General features: G+C 41.5%; 3 protein-coding genes. All 3 read left to right on the top strand.

Features of this window, described 5'->3' with window-relative positions; translation table 11 throughout:
* Positions 1-1924: gliding motility-associated C-terminal domain-containing protein (locus tag ASG38_RS04005; RefSeq protein WP_082482147.1), on the top strand; the 1924-nt coding region annotated here is incomplete at its 5' end.
* A 4-nt stretch (positions 1925-1928) separates the two neighbouring features.
* On the top strand, positions 1929-3833 hold the full coding sequence (locus ASG38_RS04000) for a type IX secretion system membrane protein PorP/SprF (protein WP_056067372.1): 1905 nt from the start codon (positions 1929-1931) through the stop codon (positions 3831-3833).
* Between the two features lie 33 nt (positions 3834-3866).
* On the top strand, positions 3867-13434 hold a 9568-nt coding region (locus ASG38_RS03995), incomplete at its 3' end, for a SprB repeat-containing protein (RefSeq protein ID WP_082482146.1).

Raw genomic sequence — 13434 nt, 5'->3', positions numbered from 1 at the left:
CGACCCGATTCCGGGAGCCAACCAGAGCAGCTATACGGCTACACAAAACGGCACTTACAAGGTCGTGGTTACCCAGACGCAAGGCTGTAATGCCACTGCCGAAAAAGTATTTGTATTGGAATATCCAACCGGATTTGAAAGCACCATCAGCGCTAATTCTGATTATCAGCAATGTTCCAGTACCTCAATCATATTAAGTCTGACCAGCCTTATTGCTACTACTCCATCAGGAACTATTCCTGTGGATAACACTTCCGGATATACTTTTCAGTGGTTCAAAAATGGCGACCCTGTAATTGGTGCTATCGCTTCATCGCTAACGCTTAGCAGTCCATCTGAAAATGGCATCTACAAACTGCAAATCACTTTACCTGATTTCGCACCCGTATTTTCCAATGACATAACCGTAAATCTGTTCTCAGGTCAGCCATTGGCTATTACAGCCGTTGGACAGTTGTGCCCTGAAAATCCACAGGTGATAATTCAGAGTAATTTTTCAAATAGCTCCTATACTTACACCTGGTTCAAAAACGGTGATGAAATCGGAACAGGAAACAACCCTGACTTTACCGCCACAGAAACAGGAAACTATAAACTTTCTGTGAATACGGGAAGCTGTACATTCGAATCCAATACTCTCGAAATACGGGAAAGCGATTTTAATCTTACACCAAACAGTCCGTTGGATGATACAATTATTCCGGGTCAGGTCAAAACCCTTTCCGTAACTACAGATGCCCTTCAGCCTGCAATCGACTGGTTCCGGTATGACATACAGATAAGCAATTCAAGCAGTAGTTCTTTTGCCGTAAACAGGGATGGCGATTATAAAGCCGTTGTAAAACAGACACAAGGATGCGAGATTATCAAAGAAACCGTTTTTAATCTGCGTTATCCTAATGAAATGAATATCGCCATAGCTACTAATAGTGAGTTCCAGCAATGCGGCAGTACTACGGCAACATTAAAGATTGCTTCGTTTAATGCTGTAGTTCCAGACGGTCCAATCAGCATTTTAAACAACACCTACAATTACCAGTATCAATGGTTCAGAAATGGCGAACCGGTAGCAGGTGCGACTGGAATGACACTGACATTGAACAATCATAACGATACGGGCAGTTATACCTTACAGGTTACGATTCCTGATTATGCTGTCATTGTATCAAATGCCATTACTGTCAATTTGAGCTTTGCCAATGAAGTGGTTATCTCTACAAACGATATCCTTTGTTCATCCGAAACTGCTGTTACGATAAGAAGCAATATCAACAGTCCTGAATATACCTACAAATGGTACAGACAAGGAAATGGAACTGTTATTGGAACTGAAAACTCACTCACTGTAAACAGTGCCGGAAATTACTTTCTGGTTGTAAGCTATCTGGATTGCACAATTACATCAAACACACTTGAAGTCGTTCCGTTTGACATGTCACAGATAACCGTCGATTCCCCAAGAGACATCACCCTTATACTGGGCACATCAATTACATTGACAGCAAGCGGTGCTCATACTTATGAATGGTATTTTAACGATGAAATAGTTTCCAACGGCCCTTCTGTAACAATAGAAGAACCCGGAACCTACAAACTTATTGCCAAGGTGGGTGAATGCCAGGTGACCAAAGAATTTGTAGTTACCGGAATGGAAAACAACATGATGGCCATCCCGAATGTTGTAACTCCAAATGCCGACGGAATCAACGACACCTGGAACCTGCCTACCAAATATGTCAATAATGAAAATGTTGAAGTGGTCATTTACGGACCTGACGGTGCTATTGTTTTCAGGTCTACACGATATTTAAATAACTGGCCGGAAAGCTCCTTTACCTATTCCCTTAAAAACCCCGTGTACTATTATACTATCATGGAAGGCAACAAGATTACAGAACGAGGCTCAATAACAATTGTAAAATAATTAAATGATTAAAAATTACCTTGCTTTATCTTTTATTATTTTCTGCATCGCCTTTACTTCTGTAAAAGCGCAGGATACCCCTGTGCTTACTTTTAACATACCGTCACAGAATAATTTAAAATACAACCGCTTCCTGTTGAACCCTACATTCTCTTTTGTTGGAGAAGACAATACGTATGTTTCATTATACCACAGAAACCAATGGATACAGTTTAAAGATTCGCCAAAAGTATATATGCTTGCCTATACCGGAAAATTTTCGGACAGAGCCGGATTTGGTTTTGGGCTCTATCAGCAAAATCTGGGCGTAATTGTAAGCTTTGGCGGAATTGCAAACTATGCCTACAATGTGAAGCTGAATGAAAATATGGACCTTACCCTTGGGTTTAATTTTGCGTATTACAACAGCGGGGTAGACCGAAACAGGACAGTAACCGAAGAACCGGACCCGATATTGTTAGCCATGCGTAACAATTCCCTGTTTAGCGTCAAGCCGGGTTTCAACTTCCGCTATCGCAATTTTAACTTTGGCGTCTATGCCGAAAACTTTATCGATTACGATTTCAAATCCAACAAACTGGCAAAAGATTATTCCGATAAAACTTTTTCAGCCCATATAATGTATTCGCATGAAATGAGTTCACTGACAGACCTTTTTGAAGGAAGCAGCTTCAGATTAATGGCTCGTGGAAAAGTAAGTCAGGAAAATGATTTGGGATTGGGCGGGTCATTAGTTGTAGATTTCCCAAGATTTGGTTGGTTCCAAACCGGGATTGATGATTTTTATGGTGTTGGTGTTGGATTGGGATTCCATTTCACCAAAAGACTTTCTTTAGGCTATACCTACGAAAGGACTATCAAGGAAGGACTTGTTAATTTGGGTCCTACCCATGAAATCACCATGATTTTTTCTTTTCAGGACAGAATTCTGGCCCATAAAAAAACACTTACTGCAAAAGATACTTTGTCCCAAATTGAAGCGATTGACAAAAAAATAGCCTCAAAAAAACCAAAAGACGGAAAACCTGAATTTGACAAAGAACTGGAACTGGAAAAATTACGCCTGCAAATGGATGATAGCAACATGCATCTTCTGGATATGCTGATGCAGGAAGATTCACTGGAGAATATCCGCAAGGCAGAATTTGAGCAGAAGGTAAAAAACCTGATGGACTATGTCAAAAGAGAAAACGCAGCCAAAGAGGCCACTGCCAAACCAATTACACTCCGTAAATCAAAAACCGGTAAAAAGATCGTTCCAAAAACCATGGAGGATTTGAAGGATGCCGAAAACGGATATTATGTCGTAGCAAAATCTGCTGACGGCAAAGATGTCATAGAACGCTATGAATCGCTTCCGGAAGCCTTAAAATCATACGAAAAGAAAAAATCAGGCAAGGAAAAAGACCTCTACATCATCCATGTAGATAATCCCGAAGAACTCGGGCCAAATGAGAACCACAAGAACGTTGATACTAATTCCAAAAACAAAAATGATGAAACAGAAGACAGCCGGGAAGGTTCCGTAGAAGAGTTCCTCAAAAACGAAAAAGCGCAAAGAGAGATAAGCGCCAGGACAGAAGAAGAAATCAAGGAATTTTATTCCAGGAAAACAACAAAACCTCGGGATGCTCCTAAGAAAGGCAATAAACTATCAGTAGCAGGACTGGAAACAGGCTATTACATTATAGCTAATGTTTTTGCAGCACAGGAAAATACCGAAAAGTTTATGGAGAAAATGAAAAACAGAGGTATTGAAACCAGCTATTTTATAAACCCTAAAAACAATTTCAGATATGTCTACCTGAAAAAGCATTCTTCATGGAAAGAAGCCTTAATTTCTTATTATTCAAATGTGGATAACTCCTACTTTGATCCCATTTGGATAATGAGCATTAACACCAATTAAACAAAACAACAAATACCACTAAAAACAAAAACAATGCACCAGCTCCCAAACAATTTTCATAAGGCAATCGTTCTGCTCGGATGTCTTATTCTTGCCTGTTTTAGCGCTCAGGCACAAGTAGCCGTCCCATTTTCGCCCAGGCTCCAGAATGGAAACCTAAAGGTAAAAGGAGACATCATTTTCGTTGGAAACAATATCGTTAACAGGGCTTCAGCAACTAACCCAAGCGAAGCAAACACCCCTTATGACGGACCACTTGCCAATGACAGATTTAATATGGAATATATTGATATTGATGGCGATCCGTCAACATTCAGTTCAAGTTCGGCAGATTTAATTCTTACCGGAACTTGTTCTAAAATAGTTTATGCCGGTTTATATTGGGCCTCAGCCTATCCGTTTGAACGAAGTACGAATTCAAACTCTGCATGGCAGGGAACTCCAAGATTTAATGACTGGAATCAGGTTAAGTTCAAACTGCCGGGCGGTTCATATATAGATTTGACAGCAGATAATAATCCTGATCCGGCCGGGGATGAAGACGCTATCATATTTGATGGTTACAATGCTTCTAATGTTTCTTCTTCATTTGAAAATTCCCCTATTATATGTTATAAAAATGTGACTAACCTGGTAAGAGGATTGGCAAATCCAAACGGAACATATACTCTGGCCAACCTACGAGCAGCTAAAGGTCGCAGAATAGGAGGTAGTTCTGCTGGTTGGGTAATGGTTATCATTTATGAAAATCCTACCATGCCGGCAAAATTCATCTCTACTTTTGACGGATATGTTGGAGTACAGGGAAATGTAACTGCAGACATTAATGTTAACGGATTTGTTACCTTACCTCCTCCTTTCCCTGTTCGCGCTAAACTTGGTGTAGGTGCCCTGGAAGGAGATTTCGAAATTGTTGGAGACAGGCTTAAAATTAAAGCGAATTCCGTTGCCGCTTTTACAGATGTTTCCAACACGCTGAATCCTGCAAATAACTTTTTCAATTCTTCAATCACCAACAATAACGCACCGGTTCCAACCAGGAATCCGTTTGGATCCAATACTTTAGGGCTCGACCTGGACATGCTCAACCTGTCCAATCCGCTAAACGGAATATTACCCAACAATGAAACAGGAGCTACTTTGAGGATGACAACTTCAGGAGATTCTTACGGAACTTTCCTGGCCTCTTTTGCCGTTGAAGTTATTGAACCCGAAATAAAATTAGTCAAGACTGTAAGAGACATTAGCGGTAACGATATAGGTGGAGCCGATGTTACTCTTGGCCAGGTTTTAGACTATGTCGTGACTTTCCAAAACATTGGAAATGACGATGCACAAAATCTTACCATTCGGGATATACTTCCTGAAAATACTTTTTTTAACTCCATCGACTTAAGTGGAGCTCCGGGTGTGACTTATGTTTATAACCCGGCTACAAGACAGGTAACTTTTACTGTACCAAATAATCTTGTTGAAATTGGTGACCCTGTTTATACTATCAAGATTCGTGTTCAGATAGTAAACACGTGCAGTGAACTAACCAATGCCTGTTCTAACATTATACAGAACCAGGCCTATACCACTTATCGTGGTGTTTTGAATGCCAATGTTATCTCAGACGACCCTAGCGTTGCCGGATTGGATTCCTGCGGATTGGGAATACCTGGTCCTGCCAACTTCCTTGTTGATATTGATGAATGTGCTTTCAGAAGAACCGAAATTCTTTGTGGTGCTTCGGTAGTACTAACGGCAGGTTCCGGTTATGCTTCCTATCAATGGCATAACGCCAGTGGTGCAGTTATCGGAAACACCCAGAGTATTACGGTAACCAATCCTGGACAGTACTATGTAGTTAACACTCCTACTCCACCTTGTATTGGAATTACAGAATACATCACCGTAACCCGTTTTGGTACAAACCAAACCAATCCGGTACTGCCTTTTGCAGATGAAATTGTAACCTGTCCAAACGACGGAGAACAACTTCCTAACATATTTTTATGCGGATTAAACGACAGCCGATTCATCCAGACCAACATTACCAATGCCGTCAGCATTATTTGGGAAAAACTCAATGAAGCGAGTTGTCCGGCAGTAGGTATCGATAATTGTGCTAATAAAAATCCTTCCTGCGTTTGGACCCAACAAGGAACCGGGACCAATTTTAATGTCACGCTGGCAGGACAATATCGCGTAGTCATCAATTACCAAAACGGTTGTTTCAACAGATATTACTTTAACGTTTATACCAACCTTTTAGACGCACAACACATCGTCCAAAATATTACCTGTAACACTACCGGAAAGATTACAGTAACCAACGTACCTTCAACCTACGAATTTCAACTGGTTGATCAAAACACGGGAACTGTTTTGGTACCTTACCAAAGCAATCCGGTTTTCCCGATTACACAGGCCGGCTCTTATTTGGTGCAAATCAGGCAGCAGGGCGTTACGGATGGTTGCGTATTCGTTATTACTGACATAGGCGTATCAGACCTGAACTTCCAGGTAAACGTTATCACCAAAAACACTTCCTGTAACGGATTTGGAAGCATCAGACTACAGGCTCTAAATGTAAGGCCGCAGTATTATTACTCTATCTCAGGCCCGAGTACTCTAAATGTAGGACCTCTCACAGACAATGATTATGTTTTCCAAAATCTGAGTCCGGGAACCTATACCGTTACAGTAAGAACTGATGACGGCTGTACTTTTACAAGCACAACTACTATTCAGGACAATAGTAATCTTAACCTGAATGCGACTATTCTCCAGAACATTACCTGTATTCCAGGCAAAATCAAATTGACCCCTTCCGGTGGTGAAGCACCTTATGTATATGCCATTTACAGCATCAACGGAATATTGCAAAACCCTGCAGCAGGTGATTATACAAGTATTGATACTTTTGAAATCCCTTTTGGTGAGGAAGGAACCTATGTTTTCATTATGGTAGACAATAATAACTGTACGGCATTATCAAATCCGGTAACCATTCAAAATCTACCGGACGTTGTATTTACCACAAGTTTTGAAAACATTAAATGTAACGGAGCCAACGATGGAAGTATACGATATACCGTGACAAATGCGAATGGTTTTTCATACCATTTTATATTGAGGGATGATTTAGGATTTGAAGTCGCGACCAGCACATCCGGTGTTTTTAACGGACTGGCACCGGGAAATTATACAGCTTATTTTGTTCAGGAAAATACCACTTTTAACTGCGAATTCCCTACTGATTTCACATTGACACAACCGGAACCACTTACCGGAAATGTAACCCAAACACAGCCTTACAACTGTATCACTAATGGTGCAACCATAAGCATTACTACCGGAAGTGTAACTGGCGGAACAGCTCCTTATCAATACAGCATTGACGGAATTAATTTTGGTACTGCAACTTCATTTAGCGGATTAACAGCGGGAACCTATACTGTTACCGTCAGAGATGCTAATGGCTGTACATTCAGAACAAACGCAATTACAATCAGTCCGTTGTCGCCTCCTACAAATATCCAATTTGCGGCAACAGCACCAACGTGCCCTGCTTTGACCTCCAACGTAACTCTTACAGTAACTGGTGGAACAGGACCATTTATTTATGAAATCACTGCACCGGCGGCTGCAATAGCAAACAATGGAAATAATGCTGTATTTTCCGGGCTGGCTCCGGGAACTTATACTTTTAAGGTAACGGATGCTAACGGATGTTCTTTTACCAGAAATTACACAATCAATCAGGTGACGCCTATTGCTGTAAATATCGTGGGAAAAGGAAATCCAATCTGTTTTGACCCTGCAACAGCTAATGGTTTTGTGAATTATATTGTAAGCGGATATACGACAACATATAACTATATCATCAGGAATAATTCTGGCACAATTATTTCCTCCGGAACCAATGTTTCAGCAGATAACATTTCAACCGGAGGTACGCTTCCTCCTGAAACTTACACAATTACAGTAACCGACAACACTACTAATTGTACCGCTACGGCAACTCAGATAATCAACGGTCCGCCATCTGCGCTTGACGCCACACTTACCATAAGCCCAATTACCTGTACAGGAACCGGAAGTGTAACTGTTACAGCAACAGGCGGCTGGGGCAGCTACCAGTACATGCTCGTAGGACCTGACGGAGTAATTGGCTATCAATCAAGTCCGGTTTTCAACAACCTTACATCACCTGGCACTGGCGTGGTTTATATAGTTGACTCAATGAACTGTATGAAGACAGAAACATTCACTATAAATGTGGCAACACCTCCTGTACTTTCTGTAAACGCGTCTTCAAACTTATGTTATAACACAACAAACAGTGCTTCCATAAGTGTAGCCGTAACTGGGGGATTAGCGCCTTTTTCCTATACGATAAACGGGGGAGGCAATCAGTCATCAGGTACATTTGCCAATCTGACGCCGGGAACCTATACTATTGAAGTAACAGATGCAAACGGTTGTACCGATACTGTTACGCAAACAATAAATCAGCAACTCACAACCGTTTCTGTGTTGGATAAAGGTCTGGATTGTACAAGCAGCCCAGATGCAGAAATAGACATCACTATCAACGGCGGACAAGCTCCTTATTCTTATCAGACATCTGTTAACGGAGGATCATACGGAGCCATTACTCCGGTTGTTGGGTCGGTAATAAATTATACTACAGCTACACCGGGAACATATCAGTTCCAGATTACAGACAACATTGGCTGTGTCGTACGTACAAACATGGCAACAATAGCACCGCTGTCGAATCCTTCCATACTTTCAGTAACCCAAACACAAAACATTCTGTGTAATGGCGATAATAGTGGAGCGATTACTGTAGCCATAGACAATACCGCCGGAGTAGCACCAATAGCTATTTCTGTAGTAAATACGACTACAGGTACAAACTTTGGCTCACAAACTTCAGGTTTGCCTGCAGGAAATTATACGATTACCATTACCGACAGTAATTCATGTACCGATACCGAAACGATTACCTTAACACAACCAGACGCTATTACATACAATGTTTCAACTGTTGACATTACTTGTAATAATCCGGGAGGAACATCCTATGGAGAGATTATCGTTCGAAATTTAGCCGGAGGAACCGGACCTTTCACCTATCATGTAAGCAATAACTTTGGCTATTCTGATAGTTATAATGCTACGGCAGGAGAAGACCATTCTTTCCAAATTCTGGCTTTCGGTATCTATCAGGTTGATGTAATCGACGCCAATGGATGTTCGGTTGTCAGGAACAATATCATTATTGCTTCACCACCAGATGACTTAGTAATAGACGTATCAGCTGTGACAACAGACTGTTTGAACGGTGGAACCGCTAAAATTACAGTAACCTCTGCCGTGAGTAGCGGTAACTTCCAGTTTGCAATTTTAGAATACAATACTATTCCTTATTCTAACAATTATCAACCTGCTGACCCGGGAACTCCTGAAACAACAACTTTCACAGGATTAACTCCCGGAGTAACCTATACGTTTGTGGTTTATGATGTAGTGACACAATGTTACTATTTCAAATCGGCCAACCTTCCTATTGATTCGCCTTCTAACCTGACGGCAACACTTGACGTCGTAAGCAATGTTTCATGTACAGGAAGCGCCAACGGAAATGTTTCATTCACGTTCAGCAATTATGATACCGGAGCAACTCAGGTAAATTATGAAATTTTCAATGCGCAGTCCAATACAAGTACAGGAATAACTGGCAGTTCTACAGGACTTTCCGGAGGACCTGTTACAGTAAATAATTTTGGCACATTGCCTCCTGGAAACTATTATATTTTATTTACAGAAGTAGGAGGTGCTTTTACAGGATGTACCAATGCTTCACCTGCATTTGCCATAAGCCAGTCTACCAACTTATTACAGGTATCTGCCGCGGTGACCAAAAATGACAACTGTAATACCAATGCCGGACAGATTACGGCTACAGGACAATACGGAACGGCTCCTTACCAATACCAATTAGTTGCTGCGGGAGGTCCGGCACCAACTGTGGCAACCTGGACAGGAACATCTGCCAATGTTTTCAATACAGAAGGTGGCAACTATACCGTATACATCAAAGACGCGAACAACTGTATTCAGTCGGCACCAATCACATTACCAACTGATACAACTCCGGTTATCACTGCTTCTGTTACAAACCAATGCGGTACCTCAGAAGGAAGTTTTTCTATACAGATAGACAGAACAGTTAACGGAGTAGCTCCTTATTCTTATAGCATAAACGGAGGAGCATTCCAAAATCAGGCAGCAGCATCTTTCACCTATGATAATCTTTCTTCAGGAAATTATACCATCCAGATAAAAGATGCCAACGGTTGTGGAAATGTTGAAACCTTACAAATTTTCGTTCCGTTAAACCTTACTCCGGCAGCCACATTACAACCTAGCTGTGCCAATAACGATGGAGAAATTACAGTTACTCCTTTTGGAGGTTCCGGCAATTATGAATACGAACTTCAGGACGGGTCAGGCAATACCATTGTTGCTGCTCAGGCAACGGCAAACTTTACCGGATTGGCAGCAGGAAATTATATTGTAGTAATTCACGATACGACTTCAAACTGTAATGAACAGGCAGCAATCTCATTAGAAGTTCCTACTCCGGTAACCTTCACTACAAGTTCTGACAATGTAAGTTGTAATGGTGGTTCAGATGGAGTAATTAGAATAACATTACCAGCTTCAAACGACAATCCGCCTTATACTTACACGGTTAACGACGGAACCAATCCGGCTATAACGCAGAACTCTCCTGTGTTTACCGGATTAGCAGCAGGTACTTATACCGTTACTGTAATGTCTGGAAAAAACTGTTCAGATGCTCAAACTGTAACCATCACTGAACCGTCACTTTTAGACATCAGTGCTTCAGCAACGGCTTTTGCTTGTAATACTTCCAATGTGGTGAATACTTCAACTATTACAGTAACTGTTGAAAATGACACAACAGGAAATCCTTCCGGAACAGCTCCCTATTTCTATAGTATTGATGGAACTAATTTCCAAAATACCAACACATTTAATATTGTTGACAATGGAAGCACACAGAATATAACCGTAACAGTAAAAGACAGTAATAACTGTACGCAAACCACAACGGTAATTATCAATCCTTTACCGGAAATAACAGCAGTTGCTGCAGTTCGAGGAACAGCAATTACCTGTACCAATGACGAATCTGTACAGATAAATGTAACAGGCGGTTCCGGAGATTTCACTTTTGATGTCTTACCATTAGGGTCACAGGCATCTGTCACTCCGGGTCCGGGGAATAACACCGCTACATTACTACTGACACAGCCCGGAAGCTACACTTTCCAGGTCAAAGACAACGTAACGGGATGTTATATGCTTACCGTTCCTTACGAAATTCTGCCATTTGATACGATTGAAGTAATAGCATCCAATCCTACCCCGGTAACTTGTTTTGGAGATTCGGACGGAACCCTTACCATTAATGTAACAGGATACACCGGTGCTTATTCCTACAATGTTACCAATACAGCAGGAACAACCGTAGCAACAGGAAACGGAAGTACAGCAGTAAATCCGTTTACAATAAACGGCCTGACAGCAGGAAACCTTCATGTCGTAGTTACGGCAACTGATACTCCTTTCTGTACGGAAGACTCAAACACCGTAACCGTTACTTCTCCTGATAGTCCATTACAGTTGACCGCTAACCAGACTGCCAATGTAACCTGTGACAACAATCAGGGAGAAATCACAGCCTCTGCCACCGGAGGATGGGGAACCTATCTATATGAATTAGTAAACAATACAACCTCTACAACTATTCAGGCATATGCCGCCAACAGCACCTTTACAGGTTTGGCTGCAGGAAATTATACTGTCTCCGTAAGAGATTCAGGAGGCTGTATCGTAAGCCAGACAATTGTATTAGTACAACCGGCACTTATCTCGGCTACTATAAATGCCTCTGTTACCCAGGTACTTTGCCATGGTGATACTACCGCCATGATTGAAGCCTTAAGTGTAGCAGGAGGACAAGGAAGCTATCAATTCATCCTTAATCGTTATGATGCAACAGGAACTACAATTGTTTTGAGTTCCGGACCTCAAACAAGTCCGCAATTCCCTGGACTTGGAGCAGGAATCTACAGCATCACGATTACTGATGGTTGGAATTGTGACCTGACAACACCAACATTAACAATCACTGAACCAACTCCCCTACAAGGATTTTTATCTGCAAACAGCAATATGACCTGTTTAACACAGGCAGAAATCATCGTATCCGGTTCGGGTGGAACACCACCGTACCAGTTCAGTGCTGATGGAATAACTTATTCAAATACTTCAGTATATACTGTAGGTCCCGGCACTTATCAATATTATGTGAAGGATGCGAACGGATGCCAGGCCGTATTGACAAATCAGGTAACCATATTGCCGGTTCCGGCTTTACAGTTAAATCTGGACCTGAGCAGCGCTTCAATAAACTGTTCGGGAGAATCGACAGCAGCCATTACAGCCAATGCAACCGGAGGACTAGGCAGTTACATGTATGAATTATTAGACGGAGCATCCAATGTTCTGGCAGGACCGCAAGCAGGAAATAGTTTTACCGGACTTCCGGCAGGAAATTATTATGTTCGTGTGGTGAGTCTTGACTGTAGAGAAACATCGTCTGTCATTAATATTACAGACCCGGCCCAACTAACGGTAAGCTACATCAAGCAAGATGTTCTTTGTTTTGGAGATGCAAACGGTAGCATTGAAATTCAAACTACAGGAGGAACAGGAATTATTCAATATGCAATATCTCCTAACCTCAACCAATTTGTGACAGACAACGTATTTGACGCACTTCCTCCAGGAAGCTATGAGGTCATTGTTCAAGACCAGAAAGGCTGTTTTGAATTGTTAAATATTGACATTTTAGAACCGGCTCCGCTTGTAGCAACAGTAGATGCCGTAAATCAGGAACTATGCCTTAATGATGCCGATGGTTCGATAGCAATCAGCATTACAGGAGGAACAGGAAATTATCTGGTAAGTCTTGACAACGTTACATTTGTACCTGTTGTGGGTAACCAGCACACCTTCACGAATTTGGTTGGGGATACTCTATACCTGATTTATGTAAGAGATTCTAACGGATGTAATGTAAATCCACCTGTAGAACAATATATGGATCCGGCGGTAGAAGTAATTCCAGCCGTATCAGTACAGCCGAATTGTACGAATAATGTACCTGGAAACATCGTAACAGTAACCGTAAATATTGAAGTTGTAAGTGATGTCCAATACTCTTTAGACGGAATCAATTATGTGGCTTCCAACACGTTTACGAATGTACCATCGGGAACGCATACCGCTTATGTACAGCACACGAATGGCTGTACAAAACAAGTTCCTTTCACAATTGACAATTTATTGCCAATTACTGCAACTCCTAGTGTAACAGCAAATGTGTTGTGCTTTGGAGATACTACAGGAAGTATTGAAATAACCGCTACCGGTGGAACGGGAACGATTGAATATGCCATATCGCCTGCATTCGCCTACGGAACATCAAACACGTTTAACAACCTTA

This window comes from Flavobacterium sp. Leaf359 (genome assembly GCF_001423985.1).
In the GTDB taxonomy this organism is placed as follows: domain Bacteria; phylum Bacteroidota; class Bacteroidia; order Flavobacteriales; family Flavobacteriaceae; genus Flavobacterium; species Flavobacterium lindanitolerans.
Note: the sequence above shows the minus strand (reverse complement) of the source record. Positions and strands in the feature narration are given on the sequence as shown.